The sequence below is a fragment of the Aeromicrobium sp. Leaf291 genome, assembly GCF_001423365.1.
Taxonomy (GTDB): domain Bacteria; phylum Actinomycetota; class Actinomycetes; order Propionibacteriales; family Nocardioidaceae; genus Aeromicrobium.
The window spans coordinates 708,258-731,909 of sequence record NZ_LMNM01000002.1 but is presented as its reverse complement, the minus strand read 5'-3'; the positions used below and the strand labels follow the sequence as shown (position 1 = coordinate 731,909).

Below are 23,652 nucleotides of genomic sequence, written 5' to 3'. Positions count from 1 at the left end.
CGTCGTGGGCCAACGCAGGACCTTCGACAGGTGCCCCGTCCGCCGCCGTCGCCTAGGGTGAGGCGTACATCACATCGAAGGATCGGGGGGTCCCATGCGCAAGATCGTCGCTGCCACCGCAGCCGTCGTCCTGTCCGCCGGGCTCGTCTCCGCGTCACCGGCACTCGCCGGTGGCTCGAAGGGCGAGGTCGACACCACCAAGCTGACCAAGGCGGTGCAGGTCAACGGGGTGCTCCAGCACCTGCGCCAGCTGCAGACCATCGCCAACCGCAACGGCGGCAACCGAGCGTCCGGACTGCCCGGCTACGACGCGTCGTCGGCCTACGTCGCCAAGACGCTGCGTGCGGCGGGCTACACCGTGCGCAAGCAGACGTTCACCTTCCCGTTCTTCGCCGAGAACGGCCCGGCCACGCTGACCCAGCTCACGCCGGGCGAGAAGACGCTCGAGACGGCCGTGTTCACGTACTCCGGATCGGGTTCGGTCACCGGCACGGTCGTGCCGACGAAGGACGTGATCATCCCGGCCACGCCCGAGCCGAGCAGCACCTCCGGGTGCGAGGCATCGGACTTCGAGGCAGCCCCCGCGGATCCCGCGATCGCGCTGGTCCAGCGCGGCACCTGCGACTTCGGCGTCAAGGCGGCCAACGCGAAGGCCGCCGGCTACGACGCCGTCATCATCTTCAACGAGGGCAACCCCGAGCGCACCGAGCTCGCCGTGGGCACGCTCGGCACCCCGATCGACGTCCCGGTCGTGGGCCTGTCCTACGACGACGCCGTCGCCCTCGTCCAGGACGCACGCTCCGGCGGTGCCACCGCTCGCGTCACGACGGACACGGTGACCGACCTCGAGCGTGAGACGCACAACCTGATCGCCGACTGGCCGAAGCGCACGAAGAACGACGACCAGGTCGTCGTGGTCGGTGCCCACCTGGACTCCGTCCCGGAGGGCGCGGGCATCAACGACAACGGCACCGGCACCGCGGCGATCCTCGAGATCGCCGAGCAGATGGCCAGGACCGGCTACACGAAGAGGGCACAGCGCCCCGTCCGCTTCGCCTTCTGGGGTGCCGAGGAGCTGGGCCTGCTCGGCTCGCAGCACTACGTCGACACGCTGTCCGACGCGAACCGGTCGAAGATCTACGCGAACCTGAACTTCGACATGCTGGGCTCGCCCAACTTCGTCCGGCTGGTCTACGACGGGGACGGGTCCGCGTTCGGCGCTGCCGGTCCCGCCGGGTCGGGCCAGATCGAGAAGGTCTTCACCGACTTCTTCGACGGCTCGGGCCTCCAGACCGATCCGACCGCGTTCGACGGCCGGTCCGACTACGGACCGTTCATCCAGTACGGCATCCCGGCGGGCGGCCTGTTCAGCGGTGCCGACGACGTCAAGACGCCCGAGCAGGCTGCGATCTACGGGGGTACGGCGGGCGAGACGCTCGACCAGAACTACCACTCGGCCGCCGACGACATCACCAACATCAACACGGCGGTGCTCGGCCAGCTGAGCGACGGTGCGGCGCACGCGACGGCGACGTTGGCGCTGTCGAAGAAGGGTCTCTACGGCGACGCCGCGCGGGCCAAGGTCCGCACGAGCGCCAAGAAGGCTCCGGCCGTCACCCAGGGGCCGCAGGCCCAGCGTTGACGACACCGCGCTGACGACAGAGCGCTGACGCGTTCCTCGCGTCTCGGAACACCATCGCCCTCCCAGCACGACCGGGAGGGCGATGGTGTTCGAGTTCGGGACGGTAGTCGCCCTGGCGACGCCCTACGCTGGCGACGTGACCACCGGACGCCTGCTCCTCCTCGACTCCGCCAGCCTGTACTTCCGCGCGTTCTACGGCGTGCCCGACTCGTTCAAGGCGCCCGACGGGACGGTGGTGAACGCGTTGCGCGGGCTGCTCGACTTCGTCTCGACCCTCGTCGACCAGCACTCCCCCGACGCCGTGGTCGCGTGCTGGGACGACGACTGGCGTCCGCAGTGGCGGGTCGACCTGCTGCCCTCCTACAAGACCCACCGGGTGGCCGAGGTCGCCGACCCGACCTCGGGCGAGCTGGTCGCGGAGGAGTCGCCGGAGCTGCTGAGCCCGCAGGTCCCGCTCATCGCCGAGGCGCTGGGCATCCTCGGGATCCCCGTGGTCGGCAGGCAGGGCGCCGAGGCCGACGACGTCATCGGCACGCTCGCGCAGGCGTGGGACGGGCCGGTCGACGTGGTCACCGGCGACCGCGACCTCTTCCAGCTCGTCGACGACGACGCGCAGGTGCGCGTGCTCTACACCGCACGAGGGGTCTCGTCGGCCGACGTGGTCGACGCCGCGTGGATCCGCGCCAAGTACGGCGTGGAGCCGCAGCAGTACGCCGACTTCGCCACCATGCGCGGCGACACGTCCGACGGCATCCCCGGCGTCGCCGGCATCGGCGAGAAGACCGCCGCGACGCTGCTGGGCGAGTTCCACGACCTCGACGGCATCGTCGCGGCCGCCCAGGACCCGGACTCCTCGATCAAGCCGCGGGTCCGGCAGTCGCTGCTGGACACCCGCGAGCTGATCGACGTCATGCGTCAGGTCGTGCGGGTGCGCGACGACGTGTGCGGCACCGACGTCGTGCGGCCGCTGGCGCCGCTGTCCCCCGAGCAGCGCGACGCCCTCGAGGCGTTCGGGGCGCGGTGGGGCCTCGGTGGCGTGCCGGAGCGTCTCGTGAAGGCGCTCAGCCGCTGAGCGAGGAGTAGGCCACCACGCCGCGTCGCAGGCCGTCGAGCGTCTGCCGGGCGGTCGTGCGCAACGGTCCGGGGCCGGCGGCGTCGGCGACCTGCGCGACGAGGTCGATGAGCTGCTTCATGGCGCGCACGAAGTCACCGGCGGCCATGCCCGTGGTGCGCAGGACCTCGTCGAGCGGTGCTCCACCGACCCAGGCCGACGCGGTCTCCGCGAACCCGAAGTCGGGCGTGGACAGGAAGCGGACCCGGTTCCGACGCTCCAGGGCCTGCAGGTCGGCGCACAGCGCGAGCATCGTCTCCGAGACGTCGAGCGTGCGTCGGTCCGGGAACCGAGGGGCGGGCGGGTCGTCGATCCTGCTCTCGAAGGTGAGGCCCGACAGCACGGCACCCAGCTGGCCAGCGTCCAGACCGTCCCAGACCCCCTGCCGCAGGCACTCGCTGACGAGCAGGTCCAGCTCGCTGTACAGCCGCTGCAGGCGACGGCCGTCGGTGGTGACCTCGTCGCCGTCGAGATAGCCGAGCTCGTCGAGGACCTCGCACACGTGGTCGAACTGGCGCGCCACGGTGTTGGTGCGCTGCTCGATGCGGCGCCGCTGGTTGGCGGTGTCGCGCTCGAGCTTGGTGTAGCGCTCGGCCCATCGGGCGTGCGCCTCGCGATCGGGGCACGCGTGGCACGGGTGCTCCTTCATCGCCCGCCGCAGCTCGGCCACACGCGGGTCGGTGCGCTCGTCCGCGACCCGCTCGGTCGGGCGGTCGGCGTGGTAGCCGGTGTCGTTGTGCCAGCGCAGGCCCTCGGCGCGGTCCCGCAGCGAGGACGCGAGGTCGCGGCGCGCCTGGGCGTTGCGCGCGTTGAACGACTTGGGGATCCGCATCCGCGTGATGGGCTCCACCGGCACCGGGAAGTCGATCGTCCCGAGACGCCGCGAGTGGCGGCTCGCCGTGAGCACGAGCGGACGAGGAGCCTCCGGAGACCCGCTGACACCGGGGTCGAGCACGACGGCGAGCCCGGCGAACTTGCCCCCGGGCACGTTGATGACGTCGCCGACCTTGAGCGCCGCCATCGACGCGACGGCCTCCTGGCGGCGGTCGGCCTTGCGCTGGCGTGCTCCGGAGGACTCGACGTCGCTCAGCTCGCGGCGCAGCGCCGCGTACTCCAGGAAGTCTCCGAGGTGGCACTGGGCGGCCTCGCGGTAGCCGTCGAGCGCGTCGTCGGCCTTGCGGATCTGGCGGACCATCCCCACCACGGCGCGATCGGCCTGGAACTGGGCGAACGACTGCTCGAGCAGCTCGCGTGCCGGCCGGCGGCCCATCTGGTCGACCAGGTTGACCGCCATGTTGTAGGAGGGCCGGAACGAGGAGTTGAGCGGGTAGGTGCGGGTGGAGGCGAGACCGGCGACCTGCCGGGGGTCGAGCTGGGGCTGCCAGAGCACGACACCGTGCCCCTCGACGTCGATCCCGCGTCGTCCGGCCCGCCCGGTGAGCTGTGTGTACTCCCCCGGCGAGACGTTGACGTGGGCCTCTCCGTTCCACTTCGTCAGCCGTTCGATGACGACCGAGCGTGCGGGCATGTTGATGCCGAGCGCCAACGTCTCGGTGGCGAACACGACCTTGACGAGCCCGTCGCTGAACAGCTGCTCCACGACCTCCTTGAACGCGGGCAGCATGCCCGCGTGGTGCGCGGCGACTCCTCGCCCCAGACCGTCGCGCAGCTCGTGGAAGCCGAGGACGTGCAGGTCCTCGTCGGGCAGGTGCGCGCACGCCTCGTCGACCCGCGCCTCGATCTCCTTGCGCTCGTCGGGCGTGGTCAGCATGATGCGCGCGTCGAGCACCTGCTGGACGGCCGCAGCGCACCCGGCCCGGCTGAAGACGAAGACGATGGCGGGCAGCAGGCCCTCGGCCGCGAGCTTCTCGACGACCTCCACCCGGCTGGGCGTGCGGTGCCGGCTCTGCGGCCGCTTGCCGCCCTTGGCCGGCCGGCCGCGACCGCCGCCCTTGCGTGCGCGGTCCAGCTGCCAGTCCTGGCGCGCCATGCTCTCGAGCTGGCGGTTGACGCGGGGGCCCTCGTCGGACGACCCGCTCGAACCGGGTCGGGTCTCGGCCGTGTCGTCCTCGAACAGCGGGAACAGCTTGCGACCCACCAGCACGTGCTGGTGCAGAGGGACCGGGCGCCGCTCCTCGACGATCGTGGTGGTGGAGCCCCGGACCTCGCTGAGCCAGTCGCCGAACTCCTCGGCGTTGGAGACCGTGGCCGACAGCGAGATCACGCTGACGGACTCGGGCAGCCCGATGATGACCTCTTCCCACACCGCCCCGCGGAACCGGTCCGCGAGGTAGTGCACCTCGTCCATGACGACGAAGCCGAGCCCGTCGAGGGTGCGCGAGCCCGCGTAGAGCATGTTGCGCAGCACCTCGGTGGTCATGACGACCACCGGAGCCTCCCCGTTGACGGTGCTGTCGCCGGTCAGCAGCCCCACACGGTCGGCGCCGTAGCGCTCGACCAGGTCGTGGAACTTCTGGTTCGACAGCGCCTTGATCGGCGTGGTGTAGAAGCACTTGCGCCCGGTCGCGAGGGCGAGGTGCACCGCGAACTCACCGACGAGCGTCTTGCCGGAGCCCGTCGGAGCCGCGACCAGCACCCCGCGCCCGTCCTCGACCTCGTGGCACGCCTCGACCTGGAAGGGGTCGAGCGTGAAGCCGTAGAGACCACGGAACTCGGCGAGGTGGGGGTGGCGACGCGAGGCCGTGGCCTGGGCGAACTTCTCGGCCGGGCTCGTCATGCTCCCCAGCCTACGGATCGCGGCTACGGAACGAGGACGCGCAACGCGGCGGGGCGCACACGGGTCGTCATCGGAAGAGGGCCGAGACGCTCGCCGTCGCCGTACGCGACGATGCCCGGGCACTCCAGGACGGCCTCGCGGACCAGGTGCCGCTCGAACTCCGGGAGGTCCACGTGCGTCCCGCGGTACAGCCGCGGGAACACCCGGACCAGCTTCGCCTTGCTGACCGGCCTGATGATGCAGACGTCGAGCAGGCCGTCGTCGAGCACCGCTCCCTCGGCGATCCTCAGTCCCCCGCCGAACGACGGTCCGTTGCCCACGGCCACGAGCATGGCCTCGGTGTCGAGCCGGACGCCGTCGAGGGTCAGCGTGAACGACAGCGGGGAGAACGCGCGGAGCTCGGCGAGGATCGCGAGGTTGTAGCGCATGTTGCCGCGGGGCCAGCGCATGGCGTTGGCGCGCTCGTTCACCTTGGAGTCGAAGCCCGACGCCACGACGGTGACGACCGGCCCGTGGTCGGTGTCGGCGAGGTCGATCGTGCGCGTGCGGCCCGACAGGACGACGTCGAGCGCGGCGTCGGGGTCCCCCACGGGGATCCCGAGCGACCGTGCGGTGTCGTTGCCGGTGCCGGCGGGCAGCAGGCCGACGGTGACGCCGCGCGCGGTGAGCGCCGGCAGCACGTCGTGCAGCAGGCCGTCACCTCCGACGACGAGCACCAGCTCCGATCCCGCGTCGATCTCGGCCGCGACGGCAGCGCGCGCCTGGGCGCCGTCGGCGCTGTGCACCCGCACCACGTCGTGACCGGCGCGGATCAGGCGGTCCCCCGCCTCCCGCGCGATCTGCTCGCCGCGCTGCTTGCCCGAGACCGGGTTCACGACGAGCGTCACGAGCATGGCCGCAGCCTAGACCCCGCGCAGTCGCAGGATGGTCAGTCCTCGTCGAGGCGTGACGGTCCGTCGAGCGGGGAGGCGTCGTCGTCGGCGGTCGCGTCGACGCGCTCACGTCCGCGCCGCCGATCGGTGATCTTGGTGATGATCTCGGCGATGAGGTAGAGCACCGTCATGGGCGCGGCCAGGAAGAGCATGGTGAGCGGGTCGGTGGTGGGCGTCGCGATCGCGGCGAAGACGAAGATGCCGATGATGGTCCAGGGCCGTGCCGACGCCAGCTGCTTCGCCGACACGATCCCGAGCCGGTTCAGCATGACCACGACGAGCGGGATCTCGGCGGCGACGCCGAAGACCAGCAGCATCTTGATGATGAAGTCGAAGTACTCGGCCCCGGTCACGAGGCTCCCGAACCCGTCGGGCACGAACCCGATGAGGATCTCCATCGCCTTCGGCAGGACGACGTAGGCCAGGGCGGCGCCACCGACGAACAGCGGGGCGCCGGTGCCGGCGAGGATGGCCGCCCACTTCTTCTCGTGCCGGTGCATCGCCGGCAGGATGAACGCCCACAGCTGCCACAGCCACAGCGGGCTCGAGGCCAGCAGGCCGAACACGAGCGAGATCTTCAGCTGGAACTGGAACGCGCCGCCGACGCCGGTGATGACCAGCTCGGACTCGATGCCCTGCGTCTGCAGGATCGGCCGCATGTCGTTGTAGGGCTGGGTGAGGAAGTCCAGGATCGGGCCGTAGAAGACGAACCCCAGGATCGTGAAGACGAGGATCGCGAGCACGGCACGCGTGAGGCGCGTCCGGAGCTCGCGGAGGTGCTCCACGAGCGGCATGGTGCCGCCGGTGGCCCCGGACGGCGTGCCGCTGATCGCGGCCAAGCCTTAGCCCTGCTCGGGGGTGGAGTCGCGGCGCACCGGCTCGGGGCGCACCGTGAGGTCGTCGGCGACCTGGTCGGGGCGCACCGTCGGGTCGGAGGCGGCGGCCACGTCGGCGTCGTCGCGCTTGTCGTCGCCGTCGTTCAGCTCCTTGACCTCGGACTTGAAGATCCGCAGGGCACGTCCGGACCCGCGGGCGAGCTCGGGAAGCTTGCGGCCGCCGAACAGCAGCAGGACCACGCCGAGGATGAGGAGGATCTCCGTAGGGCCGATCTGCCTGAACATGATGTCTCTTTCGTCGGGTGCGGTCTCAACCATCGTACGCGGCGAGTGCTGAACGTGCCGTGTCCATCACCTGTCCGCGAAGTGTGCGTGGCTCGACGACGTGCACCGTGCCGCCGTTGCGCAGCACGAGCCGACGCAGCCAGGCCTCGTCGCCCCCGTACAGGCGCACGCGGCGACGGCCGTCGACCTCGCCGAGCTCCTCGACCTGGTAGTACTCGGTGAGCCAGTGCGCAGCCGGGTCGAGGTCGAGGACGGCGGACGGGGTCTGGTCGCTCACGGAGAACAGCTCGTCGCCGAGGTCGCGGGCGGTGGCGTCGTGGCGCTCGACCGCCTGGCCGGTGTCGACGGCGCGCGTGATGCGGTCGAGCCGGAAGAACCGGACGTCCTCGGCGCGCAGGCAGTAGGCCTCGAGGTAGGTGTGGCCCTGCCGGGCGAACAGCTGCTGCGGGTCGACCTGGCGGGTCGTGACGTCGTCGCGGGAGTCGGTGGCGTAGTCCAGCTCGAGCCGGCGGCCGTCGGCCAACGCGGCCGCCACGGTGTCGCGGATGGCGGGATCGACCTCGGCGACGTGCACGTCGACGGCCTCCACGGCGGTGTCGCCGGCCACGGCGGTCTCCAGCTTGGCCAGGGCGGCGTCGACGATCGGCAGCTGAGGACCGGCGGCCGACGCGCGCAGGGTGCGCAGCGCGGCGACGAGCGCGATGCCCTCGTCGGCTGTCAGGCGCAGGGGTCGGGACAGGAACTCGGCGTCGCGGATGTGGATGACGTCGTCGCCCTCGAGCGCGGCGAGGTCGACGTCGATGAGCTCACCGGCGTACTCCCCCACCCCGGTGAACATGAGCAGGCGAAGGTCGTCACGGATCTGCTTGGGCGGGACACCGAACTCGCGGGCGACGTCGTGGACCGGCACCCCGTCGTTGCCCTGCAGGTACGGCACGAGCGCGAGCATCCGTACGACCTGCTGTGCGGAGCGGTTCGTCGGTCGGCTCACGAGGCCGCCCCCGTGGCCTCGAGCACGGCGCGCAGGCGGCCGATCACCTGGTCACGGAGCTCCGGCGGGTCGAGGACGACGACGTCGGGCCCGTACGAGGCGATCTCGGCGGCCAGGTCCCAGCCGGTGGAGAACGGGACGACGAGCTCGTCGCGACCGTCGTCGCCCGGAGTGACGGAGGCGGCGCTGCGGCGCAGGGCGTTGGCCCGGGCCGTCGCGACGCTGAGGCGCGCGGTGCGGTCGGACGGACGGGGGAAGAGGGCCGTGGCGGCCGCGGAGACGACCTCCTCGGCCGGGCGCTCGAACGCGCCGGGCTCGCCGTCGTGCTCCAGGTCGCCGACGACGCGGGAGAGGCGGAACATGCGCGGCGCGTCGCGGTCGACGTCGTGGCCGACGAGGTACCAGCGGCCACGCCAGGACAGGATCCGCCACGGCAGGACCCGCCGCTGCGTGGCCTCGGCGCCGGGGCGCCGGTACTCGAAGCGCACGGGGATCCGACGGGTGGCGGCGTCGAGGGCCGCCTCGAAGGCCGGCTCGTGCGCCGACAGCTTGGGCTCGGCCATGCGCAGCACGTCGGTGTCGACCGCGACGCCGGCGGCCTTGAGCTTGACGAGGGCCGACGTGGAGCTGGTGGCCAGGCCGGCGTGCTCCCACACCTGCGCGGCCAGCCCCAGCACGGCGGCCTCCTCGCGGGTGAGGTCGAGGTCGGGCAGCTCGGCGGCGTCGCGTCGGATCCGGTACCCGGGCTCGTCGTCGAAGTACTTGTCGTTGGTGCCGGTCTCGACGGCGATGCCGAGCTCGCGCAGCTCCTCCTTGTCGCGCTCGAACTTGCGCTCGAAGGCCACCTGGGTCGAGGCGCGGTAGTCCGCGATCGCCTGGCGGATCTGTTCCTTGGACAGGTACTGACGGGTGACGAGCAGGGTGAAGATGAGGTTCATCAACCTCTCGGTCTTGCGGTCGGCCACGCCCCCAGCATGTCAGACGGTCAGGAGGCGTCCAGCAGGTCGATCGCGAAGGTCAGCGTGTCGCCGGGCTCGATGCCGCTGCCCTCCTGCGGGCTGTCGCCGTAGGCGGAGTCGGCGGGACACACCAGGACCACGCGGCTGCCGATCGTCTGGCCGGGCAGGAGGTCCTTCCAGCAGGCGATGACCTGGTCGAGCGAGAACGTCGACGGTGTTCCGCGGTCCCAGCTGCTGTCGAACACCTTGCCGTCGGGGTAGACCTGGCCGACGTAGTGCGCCGTGATGCTGGCCCCCTTGGCGACCTTCTCTCCGTCGCCCTTGATCGCGACGTACGCAGCCGCCTTCTCGGGGTCCTTCGTGACGTCGCCACTGGTCTTGAACCCGGCCGGCTTGTCGTCCTTCAGGGTGATCGAGGGGACGGTCTCGGGCAGCTTCTCGGCCGCACCCTTCGCCTCGGTGGGGACCTTGGCGACGATGTCGAACAGGAAGACCATGGTGTCGTCGGCCTTGACGCCCAGCGTCTGCTCGGCCTGGTCGCGCGCCTGGCCCTCGGCGAAGCCGTCCTTCGGCGGGATGGCGACCAGCACGCGGCTGCCGACCTTCTGCCCGGTCAGGCCCTTCACGAACCCGGTCAGCACGCTCCCCTCGGTGAGCTGCGTCGTGAGCGGGCTCTCGGCCTTGAACGAGTTGTCGAACTGCTTGCCCGTGCGACCGTTCACGGCCACGTAGTTGAGCTTGACGGTGTCGCCGTCCTGGACCTCGTCGCCGCTGCCCTCGTTGACGACCCGCGTCTCGGTGGAGTCGGTGGTGAAGTCCTCCGGGACCGTGACGCTCGGGTTCTTGCTCGAGCCGACCTCGACGGCGTCGAGTCCTCCACCGGAGCCGGAGCCGCAGCCGACGAGGACGAGGGCGGAGGTCAGGACGATCGCAAGGTTTCGACGCACGGGAGCACTTTCGTCGGGGTGATGGCCTCGATCACCGTAGCCCGGGCGCCCAAGAGGATCCTGAGCGGCGACCGTGCATCGGCCGTGGGGTCACGACGCTGCGTCACATGCCGTCGATGAGCCGCTGCACGCGGTCGTCGGCGGAGCGGAACGGGTCCTTGCAGAGCACCGTGCGCTGGGCCTGGTCGTTGAGCTTGAGGTGCACCCAGTCGACGGTGAAGTCGCGCCGGCGCTCCTGGGCACGCTTGATGAAGTCGCCGCGCAGCCGGGCCCGGGTGGTCTGCGGTGGCACCGACTTGGCCTGGAAGACCCCCAGGTCGGTCGTCACCCGCGCGACCGCTCCGCGGTTCTGCAGCAGGTAGAAGATGCCGCGGTCACGCCGGATGTCGTGGTAGGCCAGGTCGAGCTGCGCGATCCGCGGATCGGCCCAGCTCATGCCGTGCGCCGTGCGGTAGCGGTCGAGCAGACGGAACTTGATGACCCAGTCGATCTCGCGCTCGACGAGGGAGAGGTCCTCGGACTCCACGGCCTTGAGGGTGCGCTCCCACAGGTCCATCGTGCGGTCGATGGTGGGGGTGTGCAGCCCGTGCCGGTCGACGAACTCGGCGGCCTTGCCGAAGTACTCGGCCTGGATCTCCAGGGCGGAGAGCTCGCGGCCGTTGGCGAGCTGGACCTTGCGCCGTCCGGTCATGTCGTGGGAGATCTCGCGGATCGCCCGGATCGGGTTCTCCAGCGTCATGTCGCGCATCGTGACGCCCGCCTCGATCATGCGCAGGACCAGGTCCGTGGTGGCGACCTTGAGCAAGGTGGTGGTCTCGCTCATGTTGGAGTCGCCGACGATGACGTGCAGCCTGCGGAAGCGCTCGGCGTCGGCGTGCGGCTCGTCGCGGGTGTTGATGATCGGTCGCGACCGGGTGGTGGCGCTCGAGACGCCCTCCCAGATGTGCTCGGCGCGCTGGCTGACCGAGAAGATCGTGCCGCGGGGCGTCTGCTGGACCTTGCCCGCGCCGCAGATGATCTGTCGCGAGACGAGGAACGGGATGAGCACGTCGGCCAACCGGCTGAACTCGCCGCCTCGTCCGACGAGGTAGTTCTCGTGGCAGCCGTAGGAGTTGCCGGCGGAGTCGGTGTTGTTCTTGAACAGGTAGATGTCGCCGTCGACGCCGTCGTCGGCCAGGCGCTGCTGGGCGTCGAGCATGAGGCCCTCGAGGATCCGCTCCCCCGCGCGGTCGTGCGTGACCAGGTCGACCAGGTCGTCGCACTCGGGCGTGGCGTACTCGGGGTGGCTGCCGACGTCGAGGTAGAGCCGCGCGCCGTTGCGCAGGAACACGTTGCTGCTGCGCCCCCACGACACGACCCGGCGGAAGAGGTAGCGGGCGACCTCGTCGGGCGACAGACGACGCTGACCCTTGAACGAGCAGGTGACGCCGTACTCGTTCTCGATCCCGAAGATCCGCCGGTCCATGTCGTCAGCCTAGTCCGGCGACGCCGGCCCCGTCGGTCGAAGCGCCGGTCGAGGCGCGGTGCGCGCGGCACCGTTCGGGGCGCGGGCGCGCAGGCGGCCCGTAGGGTCGAGACCATGGAGCACAGGACCCTCGGAAGGACCGGCCGCGAGGCCTCGGTCGTCGGCCTCGGCACGTGGCAGCTCGGAGCGGACTGGGGCGACGTGAGCCGCGACGACGCCCGGGCCGTGCTGGACGCCGCCGTGGACTCCGGCGTGACGTTCCTCGACACGGCCGACGTGTACGGCGACGGCCGCAGCGAGCAGGCCATCGCGGACTTCCGGCGTGCGCGTCCGGACCTCGACCTCACGGTGGCCACCAAGATGGGCCGCCGCCTCGACCAGGTGCCCGAGAACTACGTCATGGACAACTTCCGTGCCTGGACCGACCGGTCGCGCAGCAACCTCGGCGTCGACACGCTGGACCTCGTCCAGCTGCACTGCCCCCCGAGCGCGGTCGTGACCGACGACGAGGTGTACGACGCCCTCGACACGCTCGTCTCCGAGGGCGTCATGTCCGCCTACGGCGTGAGCGTCGAGACGTGCGACCAGGCACTCGCGGCGATCGCGCGACCGGGCGTCGCGACGGTGCAGATCATCCTCAACGCCTTCCGGCTCAAGCCGCTCGACGAGGTCCTCCCCGCCGCGCAGGCGGCCGGCGTCGGGATCATCGCGCGGGTGCCGCTGGCCAGCGGCCTGCTGAGCGGCCGCTACACGGTCGAGACCACGTTCGCCGAGGACGACCACCGCTCGTACAACCGCAAGGGCGAGGCGTTCGACGTCGGCGAGACCTTCTCGGGCGTCGACTACGAGGTCGGTGTGCAGGCAGCGCGCGAGTTCACCGACCTGGTGCCCCAGGGCGTCACCTCCGCCCAGGCCGCCGTCGCCTGGGTGGTCGCCCAGGAGGGCGTGAGCACGGTCATCCCCGGTGCCCGCTCCCCCGAGCAGGCCCGCGCCAACGCGCGCGCCGCCGCGGTCGACGTCCGGCCCGAGCTGCTCGAGGGCGTCCGGCGCATCTACGACACCCACCTGCGCGAGGCCGTCCACCCCCGCTGGTGAGCACCGGCGGGGGCGGACGTCGTCGGGCGGTGGCTCAGAGCCCGGGCAGCGGTGCCGGCAGTGCGGGTGCCGGGGCACCCCGGTTGGCGGGCTGCTCCGCGAACGGGGCACGGTCCTGCGCGCAGGTCTCCCCGTCGGCCGGCGCGTCCCCGTCCACCAGGTAGCGCGCGACGACGGAGTCGGCGCACGCGCTGACCCCGAGCGTCGTGTGGCCGTATCCCTCGACCGTCAGCACGCGAGCGTCCGCGAAGTTCTCGGCGAAGGGTCGGGTGTTCGCGTACGGCGTCGCCGGGTCGAGGCGTGTGCCGATCACCAGGACGCTCGCGTCGGTCGTCTGCGTCCACGGCCCGGTGAAGGCGTCGCCGTCCCGCAGACCGATCTGCGGGCACTGGACGCCGACCCAGCTGCGGAAGCGTCCGAACCGCGGCGCGAGCCGGTCCTCGCGGTCGGCGAGCGCGGGGTACGCGGCGGGCGGGAGGATCGAGCGGGAGTCGACGCAGAGCTGGGCCAACGAGCTGCCGAGCGAGGTGTAGCGCTCCTGGGCCGGGGCCAGCTGCCGCTGCAGCGTCGTCGACGGCTCGCCGCCGTCCTGGGCGAGGAGCACGAGGAAGTCCGAGAGCCCGGCGAACGAGCTCGGCGAGTAGAGCTGGAGGAAGATCGACGAGATGGCCAGCGAGTAGGTGTACTCGACGGCGGTCCCCTGGACGTCGAGCGTCACGGGCTGCGTCCTCAGCCGCTCCAGGAGCTCGCCGACGACGTCCGAGGGATCACCCAACGCGTTCAGGGAGCAGCGCTCACCTGCCAGGCGGCACTGCTCGAGGAACGCGTCGAACGCCTCCTCCGCGGCCGGACCCTGGGCGAGACGTGCGCCGACCGAGCGCGGGTCGCGGTTCGCGCCGGAGTAGGCGTCCACGTCGACGGTGCCGTCGAGCACCATCGAGCCGACCCGGTCCGGGAACAGCCGGGCATAGGTCGCGCCGAGGTAGGTGCCGTAGGAGTAGCCCTGGTAGGCGAGCGTGTCATCGCCCGCGGCACGACGCAGGAGCTCGAGGTCGCGCGCCACGTTCGCGGTGGACGCGTGGCGGATGACGTCGCCGGCCTCGTCGCGGCAGGCGCGAGCGATCCGTGCCGACTGGCGGACGAAGGCGCGCTCCTCGGCCCGGGTGACCGGGAACGCCGGGAGCCCCTCGAACGCGGCCGCCTCGTCCGCGGCGTCGTCGTAGCAGAGCGCGGGGTCGGACAGACCGACACCGCGCGGGTCGAACCCGACGAGGTCGTAGCGCTCGCGTACCTCGGGCGTGACGACGAGGTCGGAGATCTGGTGCAGGGTCGAGACGCCCTCGCCGCCGGGGCCGCCGAAGTTGAAGAACAGGCTGCCCTTCCGCGCGTCCGGGTCGCTCGCCGGGAGGCGGGTGAGCGCGACGGTGGTGGTGTCGCCGCGCGGCCGGTCGTAGTCGGTGGGCAGCTCCACGGTGGCGCACTCGAAGCCCGCCGGCGCGCCCGCGCTGCAGGCCCCCCAGTCCAGCGAGGGCGTGGCGATGCGGTCGAGCCGCTTCTGCTCCGAGCCGCTGCGGGCCTGGGCGGGTGTGGTGGTGGTGGCCAGCAGGCCGGCGGCCAACGTGGCCGCGGTGACGCACGACAGGAGACGTCGCATGGGTTCCCCCCGAGGGATCGATGACGTGACCCTCACGACGCTAGGCGTCGCGGTCGGGCGGGCGCATCGGTCGCGCGGCCGATCCCGCCTCCTCCCTCCGGCGGAGCGGGGGCGTCAGCCGGCGAGGGCCGTGGCGATCGTCGCCTCGTCGAGCCGCTTGAACTTGCGCGGCTGCGTGCGGGTGCGGTCGAGGACCGCGGCCTCGAGGTCGCCGGCGGCGATCGAGCGGGCGGGATCGGCATCGGAGGCCAGGGCCTGGGTGGCGAGGCGCACGGCCCCGGCGAGGTCGAGCCCGGCCGTGAAGTGCTGGGTGAGGTGCTCGTCGACCTGGTCGCTCTGGCCGCCCATCACGGCGTGGCCCTGGACGTCGGCCACGGAGCCGTCGTACATGAGCCGGTAGATGGTGTCGGTCTCGACGGAGTCGCCCACCTCGGCGACGAAGATCTCCACCTCGTAGGGCTTCTCGCCGCCGGAGGAGAAGATGGTGCCGAGGGTCTGGGCGTAGGCGTTGGCCAGGCCGCGGCCCGTGACGTCGCGGCGGTCGTAGGCGTAGCCGCGCATGTCGGCGAGTCGCACGCCCGCGATGCGCAGGTTCTCGAACTCGTTGTACCGCCCGACCGCGGCGAAGCCGATCCGGTCGTAGATCTCGCTGATCTTGTGCAGCGCGCGCGACGGGTTCTCGGCCACGAGCAGGATGCCGTCGGCGTACTGCAGGACGACCACGCTGCGGCCCCGGGCGATGCCCTTGCGCGCGAAGTCGGCCCGGTCCTTCATCAGCTGCTCGGGCGAGACGTAGAACGGTGCGGTCATGCTGCTCCTCCGGAGGGGGCGTTCAGGTGAGGGGGGCCGAGGGCCCGTCGGGGCGCGTCATGCGGCCCCCGATGACCGCGTCGGCCACGGCGGCGGTCTCGGTCTCGTCCCAGGCGCGGTAGCCGTCGGCGGTGATCACGCTGACCAGCGGGAAGATCCGCCGGGTCAGGTCGGGCCCGCCCGTGGCGGTGTCGTCGTCCGCGGCGTCGTAGAGCGCCTGGATGACGGCGGTGACCGCGGAGCGCTCGTCCATGTCGGGCGAGTACAGCTTCTTGAGCGAGCCGCGGGCGAACGTCGAGCCCGAGCCGACCGAGTGGAAGGTGCGCTCCTCGTTCTTGTTGCCCGTCACGTCGAAGGCGAAGATGCGGCCGCACTGCTGCACCAGGTCGAAGGCGGCGAAGAGCGGCACGACCGCCAGACCCTGCATCGCCATGCCGAGGTTGCCGCGGATCAGGGCGGCGAGCCGGTTGGCCTTGCCGTCGGTGGAGAGCGTGGCGCCCTCGATCTTCTCGTAGTGCTCGAGCTCGACCTGGAACAGGCGGGTCATCTCGATGGCGATGCCCGCCGTGCCCGCGATGCCGACGCACGAGAACTCGTCGGTGGGGAAGACCTTCTGGATGTCGCGCTGCGCGATGACGTTGCCCATCGTCGCGCGGCGGTCGCCGGCCATGACCACACCGCCCGCGAACGTGGCGGCCACGATCGTGGTGCCGTGCGCGACGCCGGCGAGCTCACCGGAGGCGGCGCCGGCCGCACCGGGGAGCATCTCGGGCGACTGCGAGGCCAGGAGGTCGGCGAACGAGGTGCCTCCCACGGACCGGTAGCCGTCGGGAAGCATCACGGGGCCGCTCACTGGCCGCCCTTCTGGACGAAGCTCCGCACGAACTCCTCGGCGTTCTCCTCCAGGACGTCGTCGATGTCGCCGAGGATCGAGTCGACGTCGTCGTCGAGCTTCTCCTTGCGCTCGGTGTCCTGGGCTGCGTCGACGTGCGACGTCTCGACCTGCTCCTCGTCGTCGGAGGACTTCCGCGTGTTCCTGTGCTGCTGCTCGGCCATGCCGTCAGCCTATCCCCCTGCGACCCACACGCCGCTCGAGTTCGGGCCTGTCGCTGGCGGGTGCTCGTCGCGGCCGGACCGATGCGTCGCCTGCGGGCGCGGGACTCAGCGGCCGGTGATCGCCCGGAACAGCGCCGTCGCGTCGGCGCTGGACTCGAAGAGCGCACCCACGTGGTCGGCGGTGCCGCGGAGAGGCTCCATGGTCGGGATCCGCTGCAGGGACTCGTAGCCCGGCAGGTCCAGGATCACCGAGTCCCAGGAGGCTGCGGCGACCTCGGAGGCGAAGGTGCTCAGGCAGCGGCCGCGGAAGAAGGCGCGGGTGTCGTGCGGCGGCTCCTCGACGGCGCGCACCACCTCGGCGTCGCTGACGATCCGGTCGATCCGTCCGGAGTGCACGAGCCGGTGGTAGATGCCGCGCTCGGCACGGACGTCGTGGTACTGCAGGTCGACGAGGTGGAGCTTGGCGTGGTCCCAGTCGAGGCCGTCGCGGTCCCGGTAGGACTCCAGCAGCGACAGCTTGGCCACCCAGTCGAGCTCGCGGACGCACTCCATCGGGTCGCGGGCGAGCCGGGTGAGCACGCTCTCCCAGCGCTGCAGCACGTCGTCGGTCTGCTCGTCGGACCCCTCGCGGGCCACGAAGGCCCGTGCCTGCTCCAGGTAGTGCCACTGCAGGTCCAGGGCGGTCGCCGTGGTGCCGTCCTGCAGCTCCACGAGCGCGGTGAGGGTCGTGTCGTGGGAGATGTCGTGCAGGGCCTTGACCGGCTGCGCCAGGGCGGGAGGCGGGGTCAGGAACCCCGCCTCGAGCATGGCGAGGACGATCGAGGTGGTGCCGTGCTTGAGGTAGATCGACGTCTCGGCCAGGTTCGCGTCACCGATGATCACGTGCAGACGTCGGTACTTCTTCGGGTCGGCGTGCGGCTCGTCGCGCGTGTTGACGATCGGTCGCTTGAGCGTGGTCTCCAGACCCACGCCGACCTCCATGTAGTCGGCGCGCTGCGAGAGCTGGTAGGCGTGCACGCTGCCGTCCTGGCGCTGCCCGACCCGGCCGGCGCCGCAGACGACGGGGCGCGAGACGAAGAACGGCGTCAGCTGCGCGACGATCGCGTCGAACGGGACCGCCCGGTCCACGAGGTAGTTCTCGTGCGAGCCGTAGGACGCGCCCTTGTTGTCGATGTTGTTCTTGTAGAGCACGATCGAGCCCGCGCCGGGCACCTGGGCGGCGAGCTCGGCGCCGCGCCGCATCACGAGCTCGCCGGCCTTCTCCCAGACGACGACGTCGCGGGGCGACGTGACCTCCGGCGAGGAGTACTCGGGGTGCGCGTGGTCGACGTACAGGCGGGCGCCGTTGGTCAGGATGATGTTGGCCAGACCCAGGTCCTCGTCGGTGAGCTGGGTCGGGTCGGCGACCTCCCGGCTCAGGTCGAACCCGCGCGCGTCGCGCAGCGGGCTCTCCTCCTCGAAGTCCCAGCGGGCGCGCCGGGTGAGCCCGTGGGCGGCGGCGTAGCTGTTCACGACGTGCGTCGACGCCACCATCGGGTTGGCGTTCGGCTGTCCCTGGACGGCGATGCCGTACTCGACCTCGCTGCCTTGCACGCGTCTCACCGTCATGGCCCCAGCGTAGGCGTCCCCGCCCCACTCCCCCGACGTCCGGCGCCCGGTGGGTACGACGACCGGACCGTGCGCACGCTCGTCGCCCACCCTTCAACCGTCGGCCACCTCGCGGTGACCGTGGCGTCGTCGGCGCCCGCGAGGCTCGCGGCATGAGGATCGTGATCGTCGCAGAGTCCTTCCTCCCCCAGACCAACGGCGTCGTGCACTCGGTGCTCCGCGTCCTGGACCACCTCGCGGCCCGCGGGGACGACGTGCTGGTCGTCGCACCCGACGCCGGACCGGACGTGCCCGCCACCGTGGCCGGGGCCCGCGTGGTGACCGTGCCGGCCTGGTCGTTCCCGGGGTACGCCGACGTGCGGGTCGCCACCGGACGGGTCTCCCCGCTCACCGCGATCCTGCGGGACTTCGGCCCCGACGTGGTGCACCTCGCGTCGCCGTTCGCCCTGGGCTGGCGAGCGGCCCTGGCCGCCGCGGCGCTGGACCTGCCCGTGGTCGCCGTGTACCAGACCGACGTCCCGACCTACGCGGGTCGGTACGGGGTGCGAGGCGTGGAGAACCTGCTGTGGAAGCGGGTCCGCGACCTGCACGGCCGGGCCGACCTCACGCTCGCGCCGTCGACGGCCACCATCCGGACCCTCGAGGAGCGCGGGGTGGAACGGCTGCGCCTGTGGCGGCGTGGGGTCGACACCGACCGCTTCTCCCCTGCGCGGCGTGACGAGTCGTGGCGACGCCGGCTCGCACCCGAGGGCGAGCGTCTCGTGGGGTACGTGGGCCGACTCGCACCCGAGAAGCAGGTCCAGGACCTGGCGGCCCTGCAGGACCTGCCCGGGACCCGGATCGTCGTGGTGGGCGACGGGCCGGAGCGTGCCCGCCTCGAGCGGTTGCTGCCCGGCGCCCACTTCACCGGCATGCTCCACGGCACGGCGCTGGCCACCGCGGTGGCCGGGCTGGACGTGCTGGTCAGCACGAGCGAGACCGAGACCTTCTGCCAGGTGGTCCAGGAGGGCCTCGCCTCCGGCGTCCCGGTCGTCGCCTCCGGCGTCGGAGGTCCGGTCGACCTCGTCGACCACAGCCGCACCGGCTGGCTCTACGAGCCGGGCGACCTCGGTGGACTCGCGGCGCGGGTGCGGGACCTGACCGGCGACGACGCCAAGCGAGCGGCGTTCGGCAGGGCGGCCCGTCGCTCCGTGGAGGGCCGGAGCTGGCAGGCGGTGTGCTCCGAGCTGGTCGGCCACTACGCCGCCGCGATCGAGCAGCACCGCGGCACCGGACCCCACGACATCGGGCGTCTGCACTGGACGACCCGACGCATGGTCAGGAGCTGAGCACCTTCGCCAGGTGGACGCTGTCGTCGTAGGCCGCGTAGAAGCCGAACGCCGGCTCGTCGACGTACCCGGCCGACCGGTACAGGGCGATCGCCTCGGGCTGCTGCGTGCCGGTCTCCAGCACGAGCCGACGCAACCCCGCCTCGGCCGCGGTGCGCTCCAGCTCGGTCAGCACGACGCGCGCCAGACCCCGCCGACGGAACGCCTCGCGCACGAACATCCGCTTGATCTCCGCGTCGGACTCCCCCTGCGGTCCGCCGCGTCGCCAGCCGCCCATCGCGGCTGCCGCGCCGTCGACCTCCAGCACCAGGAAGAGCCCGTGCGGGGGCACGAAGTGCTGGTCCTCGATCGGTGAGATGTCGCCGCTGCCGCCGTACAGCCGGCCGTACTCGGCCTGGACCTCGGTGGTCATCGCGACGACGTCGGGGTCGCCGTACCGGGCACGACGCAGCAGCGGCCGGTCCGAGGGACCGGCCGCGCTGCGCTCCCCGGGTCGTGCGCTCAGAGGTACTGCCCCGTGTTCGCGACCGTGTCGATCGAGCGACCCGGCTCGTTGCCACCCTTGCCCGTGATGAGGGTGCGGATGAAGACGATGCGCTCGCCCTTCTTGCCCGAGATGCGTGCCCAGTCGTCGGGGTTCGTCGTGTTCGGGAGGTCCTCGTTCTCCTTGAACTCGTCGAGGCACGCCTGCAGCATGTGCTGGACGCGCAGGCCCTTCTGGCCGGTCTCGAGCAGGTCCTTGATCGCCATCTTCTTGGCGCGGTCCACGATGTTCTGGATCATCGCCCCGGAGTTGAAGTCCTTGAAGTACAGGACCTCCTTGTCGCCGTTGGCGTACGTGACCTCGAGGAACTGGTTGTCCTCGGACTCGGTGTACATGGCCTCGACGGTGCGCTGGATCATGCCCTGCGTCGTGGCCGTGCGGTCACCGCCCCACTCGGCCAGGTCGTCGGGGTGCAGCGGCAGCGTGGGCGTCAGGTACTTGCTGAAGATGTCGCGGGCGGACTCGGCGTCGGGTCGCTCGATCTTGATCTTCACGTCGAGGCGTCCCGGGCGCAGGATGGCCGGGTCGATCATGTCCTCGCGGTTGGAGGCGCCGATCACGAGCACGTTCTCGAGGCCCTCGACACCGTCGATCTCGCTGAGCAGCTGCGGGACGATCGTGTTCTCGACGTCGGAGGACACGCCCGAGCCGCGGGTGCGGAACAACGAGTCCATCTCGTCGAAGAAGACGATGACCGGCGTGCCCTCGCTGGCCTTCTCGCGGGCACGCTGGAAGACGAGCCGGATGTGCCGCTCGGTCTCGCCGACGTACTTGTTGAGCAGCTCGGGGCCCTTGATGTTGAGGAAGAAGGAACGTCCTTCCTCGCCGGTGCGCTCGGAGACCTTCTTGGCCAGGCTCGCCGCGACCGCCTTGGCGATCATGGTCTTGCCGCAGCCGGGCGGCCCGTACAGCAGCACGCCCTTCGGCGGCTTGAGCTCGTGCTCGATGAAGACCTCGGGGTGCAGGTACGGGAGCTCGACGGCGTCGCGGATCGACTCGATCTGGCTGCGCAGGCCTCCGATCGACTCGTAGTCGATGTCGGGGACCTCCTCGAGGACGAGCTCCTCGACCTCGCTCTTGGGGATCCGCTCGTACACGTACCCGGCGCGGCCGTCGAGCAGCAACGAGTCGCCCGCACGCAGCTTCATCCCCAGCAGCGAGTCGGCGAGCCGGACGATCTTCTCCTCGTCGGCGTTGCCGAGGACCAGGGCGCGCTCGCCGTCGGCCAGGATCTCCTTGAGCATGACGACCTCGCCGGTCGTCTCGAAGTCCAGCGCCGCGACCACGTTCATGGCCTCGTTGAGGATGACCTCCTGGCCCTTGCGGAGCTCGTCCCTGTCCACGGCCGGGCTCACGGTGACGCGCAGCTTGCGGCCACCGGTGAACACGTCGACCGTCTCGTCGGCGTTGAGCTGCAGGAACGTGCCGAAGCCGGTCGGCGGCTGGGCGAGCCGGTCGACCTCCTCCTTGAGCGTGACGATCTGGTCACGTGCCTCGCGCAGCGTGGACGTGAGCCGCTCGTTCTGCGCGTTGGTCGAGGACAGTCGGGCCTCGAGGTCGGACAGCCTGGAGTCGAGGGAACCCTCCGAGCCCAACCGGCGCCGGAGGTGCTCGACCTCCGCGCGCAGGTACGCCAGCTCGTGTTCCGATCCACCGGGGTTCTCGTTCACGATCGCCACCTCCTGCTCGTCGAGTTCGACCCTAGCCGAGATCAGGTTGCACCAAGGGTCGACCGAGCGCGCGCCGGATGACGATCCGGTTTCGCCGTGCCTGCGGTGCCCGAGGTGATCAGTCGGACATGCCCGCCGGTCGGGGCCCGTCGTAGTCGGGTCCGTAGGCCCCCGGGGCGGGGCGACGGGTCTTCTCCAGCGCCGGGTGTCCGGGTGCCATGCGCCGCGCGGTGACCAGGAAGGCGGTGTGCCCGACCATGCGGTGGTCGGGGCGCACGGCGAGTCCCTCGAGGTGCCAGCCGCGCTGCATCGTCTCCCACGCCGTCGGCTCGGTGAAGCCACCGTCGGCACGCAGGGTCTCCACGAAGCGCGACAGCTGCGTGGTGGTGGCCACGTAGGCGCACACGAGACCACCGGGGACCAGGCGCTCGGCCGCGAGCGGGACGCACGACCACGGGTCCACCATGTCGAGCACGAGCCGGTCGATCTCCGGCTCGGCCATGACCTCGCGCACGTCACCGACGGTGAGCGTCCACTGCGGAAGGTCCGGCCCGACGATCTGCTCGACGTTCTGGCGGGCCGTCTCGGCGAACTCCTCACGGATCTCGTACGAGCCCAGGTGCCCGTCGGGTCCGATCGCCCTCAGGAGGTAGGCGGTCAGGCTGCCGGAGCCGGCTCCGGCCTCCACGACCCGCGCGCCCGGGAAGATGTCGGCCATCGTGACGATGTGGGCGGCGTCCTTGGGGTAGATGATCGCGGCGCCGCGGGGCATCGAGACCACGTACTCCGACAGCAGTGGACGGAACACCTGGTACTGCCCGTCGAGCGTGGACGTGACGACGATGCCCTCGGGCTCGCCGATGATGTCGTCGTGGCGGAGCTGGCCCTTCTTGGTCGAGAACTCACGCCCGACCTCGAGCCGGATGTTGTGCTTGCGCCCCTTCGCGTCGGAGAGTCGTACCCACTCCCCCTCGACGAACGGTCCACTGCGCATCCAGGTGGTCATGATTCCCTTCGGTAGGCCGTGTCGACGTCCGCCGCCAGCAGGATCCCCACCGGGCGGTCGTCGTCGTCGACGAGCAGGTACACGTCGGCGGGGTGGGCGGTCATCGCCCGCAGCAGCGTGGTGCCTCGGGCCCGCACGCTGAGGCGCGGCCACTCCGGCGACACGTCGTCGCCCAGGGGGCGGCCGAGCTCGTCGGCGCGCAGCGCGTTCATGCGTGCCCCGCGGTCGGCACCGCGCAGCGCGGCCGTGGCTCCCGTCCAGAGGAAGAAGGCGACGAAGCCGACGAGCAGCACGTCGATCCACCAGCGGGCGCCCCAGGCGGCGCCCTGGACGGCCCGCACGACCACGAGGACGCCCAGGGCGAGGGCCGCCAGACGTCCGATCCACGCGGTCACCACGACACCCCGACGTTCGGACCCGGTGAGCTGCCAGATGATCGCGCGCAGGACCCGGCCACCGTCGAGCGGGAGACCCGGGAGCATGTTGAAGGCGGCGACCAGCAGGTTGACCCAGCCGATCGACCACCACAGGTCACGGGCGACGCCGGTGGAGCCGTCCGCGATCCCGTGGGCGAGCAGACCGATCGCGAGCGAGGCGAGGGGACCGACGACCGACGTGACCAGCTCCTGCCACGGCGTGCGGCTCTCGCCCTCGATGGCGGTCTCGCCGCCGAGGAGGTGCAGCGTGACCGTCGGGACCCGCATGCCGAACGACCGGGCGACGGCGAGGTGCGCGAGCTCGTGCACGAGGACCGAGACGTAGAGCGCCAGGACGAACGACGCGGCGACCACGTAGGCGTTCGTGCTGGCCTCGACGGCGAAGCGGGGCGCGAACAGCACGACGAGCACCACGCCCATGAGCAGCAGCGAGGGCCGGGCGAGCAGGTCAGCACCCGCCAGCCGGCCGAACCGGACGGTGCCTGCAGGACGCGGGCTGGACGGGACGCTCACGACGCCAACCTAGCGGGCGGTCCAGG

21 protein-coding genes are annotated in these 23,652 nt (G+C 71.4%); 4 read left to right on the top strand and 17 right to left on the bottom strand.

Annotated elements, in window-relative coordinates:
- Positions 1-94: 94 nt before the first annotated feature.
- Both ASF35_RS13130 and ASF35_RS13125 read left to right on the top strand, forming a co-directional pair.
- On the top strand, positions 95-1,642 hold the full coding sequence (locus ASF35_RS13130) for a M20/M25/M40 family metallo-hydrolase (protein WP_055968252.1): 1,548 nt from the start codon (positions 95-97) through the stop codon (positions 1,640-1,642).
- Positions 1,643-1,778: 136 nt separating this feature from the next.
- The gene (locus ASF35_RS13125) at positions 1,779-2,714 is read left to right on the top strand and encodes a 5'-3' exonuclease (RefSeq protein WP_235497768.1); all 936 of its coding nucleotides are present in this window, start codon (positions 1,779-1,781) and stop codon (positions 2,712-2,714) included.
- Here ASF35_RS13125 and ASF35_RS13120 read toward each other — a convergent pair.
- The 8 genes from ASF35_RS13120 to pafA form a co-directional block, all read right to left on the bottom strand.
- On the bottom strand, positions 2,704-5,490 hold the full coding sequence (locus ASF35_RS13120; protein ID WP_055968250.1) for an RNA helicase: 2,787 nt from the start codon (positions 5,488-5,490) through the stop codon (positions 2,704-2,706). The two genes, ASF35_RS13125 and ASF35_RS13120, sit on opposite strands and share 11 nt — an antisense overlap.
- A 23-nt stretch (positions 5,491-5,513) precedes the next feature.
- On the bottom strand, positions 5,514-6,383 hold the full coding sequence (locus ASF35_RS13115; protein WP_055968248.1) for a YegS/Rv2252/BmrU family lipid kinase: 870 nt from the start codon (positions 6,381-6,383) through the stop codon (positions 5,514-5,516).
- Between the two features lie 35 nt (positions 6,384-6,418).
- Complete coding sequence (gene tatC, locus ASF35_RS13110) at positions 6,419-7,261, bottom strand: twin-arginine translocase subunit TatC (protein WP_235492968.1); 843 nt, start codon at positions 7,259-7,261, stop codon at positions 6,419-6,421.
- A 3-nt stretch (positions 7,262-7,264) separates the two neighbouring features.
- On the bottom strand, positions 7,265-7,543 hold the full coding sequence (gene tatA / locus ASF35_RS13105) for a twin-arginine translocase TatA/TatE family subunit (protein WP_055968245.1): 279 nt from the start codon (positions 7,541-7,543) through the stop codon (positions 7,265-7,267).
- A gap of 25 nt (positions 7,544-7,568) precedes the next feature.
- Positions 7,569-8,534, bottom strand: a complete 966-nt coding sequence (locus ASF35_RS13100) for a YafY family protein (RefSeq protein WP_235492967.1) — start codon at positions 8,532-8,534, stop codon at positions 7,569-7,571.
- Positions 8,531-9,499, bottom strand: a complete 969-nt coding sequence (locus tag ASF35_RS13095; protein WP_055968242.1) for a YafY family protein — start codon at positions 9,497-9,499, stop codon at positions 8,531-8,533. The genes ASF35_RS13100 and ASF35_RS13095 overlap by 4 nt, the downstream gene beginning before the upstream one ends.
- A 20-nt stretch (positions 9,500-9,519) precedes the next feature.
- Positions 9,520-10,440, bottom strand: a complete 921-nt coding sequence (locus ASF35_RS13090) for an FKBP-type peptidyl-prolyl cis-trans isomerase (RefSeq protein ID WP_055968240.1) — start codon at positions 10,438-10,440, stop codon at positions 9,520-9,522.
- Between the two features lie 103 nt (positions 10,441-10,543).
- A complete protein-coding gene (gene pafA / locus ASF35_RS13085) occupies positions 10,544-11,905 on the bottom strand; it encodes a Pup--protein ligase (protein ID WP_055968239.1) in 1,362 nt (453 codons plus the stop codon).
- A gap of 114 nt (positions 11,906-12,019) precedes the next feature.
- On the opposite strand from pafA, the gene ASF35_RS13080 reads away from it, so the two are divergent.
- Positions 12,020-13,000 carry an aldo/keto reductase gene (locus ASF35_RS13080; RefSeq protein ID WP_055968237.1) on the top strand — a complete coding sequence of 327 codons (981 nt, stop codon included), beginning with the start codon at positions 12,020-12,022 and terminating at the stop codon, positions 12,998-13,000.
- A gap of 34 nt (positions 13,001-13,034) precedes the next feature.
- Here ASF35_RS13080 and ASF35_RS13075 read toward each other — a convergent pair whose 3' ends face one another.
- From ASF35_RS13075 to dop, 5 genes are all read right to left on the bottom strand, one after another.
- A complete protein-coding gene (locus ASF35_RS13075) occupies positions 13,035-14,654 on the bottom strand; it encodes an alpha/beta hydrolase (RefSeq protein ID WP_055968235.1) in 1,620 nt (539 codons plus the stop codon).
- Positions 14,655-14,768: 114 nt separating this feature from the next.
- The gene (gene prcA, locus ASF35_RS13070) at positions 14,769-15,464 is read right to left on the bottom strand and encodes a proteasome subunit alpha (RefSeq protein ID WP_055968233.1); all 696 of its coding nucleotides are present in this window, start codon (positions 15,462-15,464) and stop codon (positions 14,769-14,771) included.
- A 22-nt stretch (positions 15,465-15,486) separates the two neighbouring features.
- Positions 15,487-16,302 carry a proteasome subunit beta gene (prcB, locus tag ASF35_RS13065; RefSeq protein ID WP_055968610.1) on the bottom strand — a complete coding sequence of 272 codons (816 nt, stop codon included), beginning with the start codon at positions 16,300-16,302 and terminating at the stop codon, positions 15,487-15,489.
- An 11-nt stretch (positions 16,303-16,313) separates the two neighbouring features.
- A complete protein-coding gene (locus ASF35_RS13060) occupies positions 16,314-16,520 on the bottom strand; it encodes a ubiquitin-like protein Pup (protein WP_055968231.1) in 207 nt (68 codons plus the stop codon).
- A gap of 105 nt (positions 16,521-16,625) precedes the next feature.
- Positions 16,626-18,128 (bottom strand): depupylase/deamidase Dop, encoded by a 1,503-nt coding sequence (gene dop, locus ASF35_RS13055; RefSeq protein WP_055968229.1) that lies wholly within the window; start codon positions 18,126-18,128, stop codon positions 16,626-16,628.
- Between the two features lie 152 nt (positions 18,129-18,280).
- Between dop and ASF35_RS13050 the strand changes: the two genes are divergently transcribed.
- Positions 18,281-19,456 carry a glycosyltransferase family 1 protein gene (locus tag ASF35_RS13050; protein WP_055968226.1) on the top strand — a complete coding sequence of 392 codons (1,176 nt, stop codon included), beginning with the start codon at positions 18,281-18,283 and terminating at the stop codon, positions 19,454-19,456.
- Here the strand turns inward: ASF35_RS13050 and ASF35_RS13045 are convergent.
- From ASF35_RS13045 to ASF35_RS13030, 4 genes are all read right to left on the bottom strand, one after another.
- The gene (locus ASF35_RS13045; protein WP_055968223.1) at positions 19,446-19,868 is read right to left on the bottom strand and encodes a GNAT family N-acetyltransferase; all 423 of its coding nucleotides are present in this window, start codon (positions 19,866-19,868) and stop codon (positions 19,446-19,448) included. The genes ASF35_RS13050 and ASF35_RS13045 overlap by 11 nt on opposite strands.
- An 89-nt stretch (positions 19,869-19,957) precedes the next feature.
- A complete protein-coding gene (arc, locus tag ASF35_RS13040) occupies positions 19,958-21,679 on the bottom strand; it encodes a proteasome ATPase (protein WP_055968220.1) in 1,722 nt (573 codons plus the stop codon).
- Between the two features lie 109 nt (positions 21,680-21,788).
- Positions 21,789-22,676, bottom strand: coding sequence for a tRNA (adenine-N1)-methyltransferase (locus tag ASF35_RS13035; protein WP_055968217.1), 888 nt, complete (start codon positions 22,674-22,676; stop codon positions 21,789-21,791).
- The gene (locus ASF35_RS13030) at positions 22,673-23,626 is read right to left on the bottom strand and encodes a site-2 protease family protein (RefSeq protein ID WP_055968214.1); all 954 of its coding nucleotides are present in this window, start codon (positions 23,624-23,626) and stop codon (positions 22,673-22,675) included. Before ASF35_RS13030 ends, ASF35_RS13035 begins: the two co-directional genes overlap by 4 nt.
- Positions 23,627-23,652 lie beyond the last annotated feature (26 nt).

What these genes read in the sequence shown, in the direction of transcription:
- ASF35_RS13060 (WP_055968231.1), bottom strand. Translation starts at nt 16,520, where the DNA reads ATGGCCGAGCAGCAGCACAGGAACACGCGGAAGTCCTCCGACGACGAG.
- ASF35_RS13130 (WP_055968252.1), top strand. Translation starts at nt 95, where the DNA reads ATGCGCAAGATCGTCGCTGCCACCGCAGCCGTCGTCCTGTCCGCCGGG.
- ASF35_RS13120 (WP_055968250.1), bottom strand. Translation starts at nt 5,490, where the DNA reads ATGACGAGCCCGGCCGAGAAGTTCGCCCAGGCCACGGCCTCGCGTCGC.
- ASF35_RS13035 (WP_055968217.1), bottom strand. Translation starts at nt 22,676, where the DNA reads ATGACCACCTGGATGCGCAGTGGACCGTTCGTCGAGGGGGAGTGGGTA.
- tatA (WP_055968245.1), bottom strand. Translation starts at nt 7,543, where the DNA reads ATGTTCAGGCAGATCGGCCCTACGGAGATCCTCCTCATCCTCGGCGTG.
- ASF35_RS13075 (WP_055968235.1), bottom strand. Translation starts at nt 14,654, where the DNA reads ATGCGACGTCTCCTGTCGTGCGTCACCGCGGCCACGTTGGCCGCCGGC.
- ASF35_RS13115 (WP_055968248.1), bottom strand. Translation starts at nt 6,383, where the DNA reads ATGCTCGTGACGCTCGTCGTGAACCCGGTCTCGGGCAAGCAGCGCGGC.
- pafA (WP_055968239.1), bottom strand. Translation starts at nt 11,905, where the DNA reads ATGGACCGGCGGATCTTCGGGATCGAGAACGAGTACGGCGTCACCTGC.
- dop (WP_055968229.1), bottom strand. Translation starts at nt 18,128, where the DNA reads ATGACGGTGAGACGCGTGCAAGGCAGCGAGGTCGAGTACGGCATCGCC.
- prcB (WP_055968610.1), bottom strand. Translation starts at nt 16,302, where the DNA reads ATGCTTCCCGACGGCTACCGGTCCGTGGGAGGCACCTCGTTCGCCGAC.
- ASF35_RS13045 (WP_055968223.1), bottom strand. Translation starts at nt 19,868, where the DNA reads ATGACCACCGAGGTCCAGGCCGAGTACGGCCGGCTGTACGGCGGCAGC.
- ASF35_RS13080 (WP_055968237.1), top strand. Translation starts at nt 12,020, where the DNA reads ATGGAGCACAGGACCCTCGGAAGGACCGGCCGCGAGGCCTCGGTCGTC.
- prcA (WP_055968233.1), bottom strand. Translation starts at nt 15,464, where the DNA reads ATGACCGCACCGTTCTACGTCTCGCCCGAGCAGCTGATGAAGGACCGG.
- ASF35_RS13050 (WP_055968226.1), top strand. Translation starts at nt 18,281, where the DNA reads ATGAGGATCGTGATCGTCGCAGAGTCCTTCCTCCCCCAGACCAACGGC.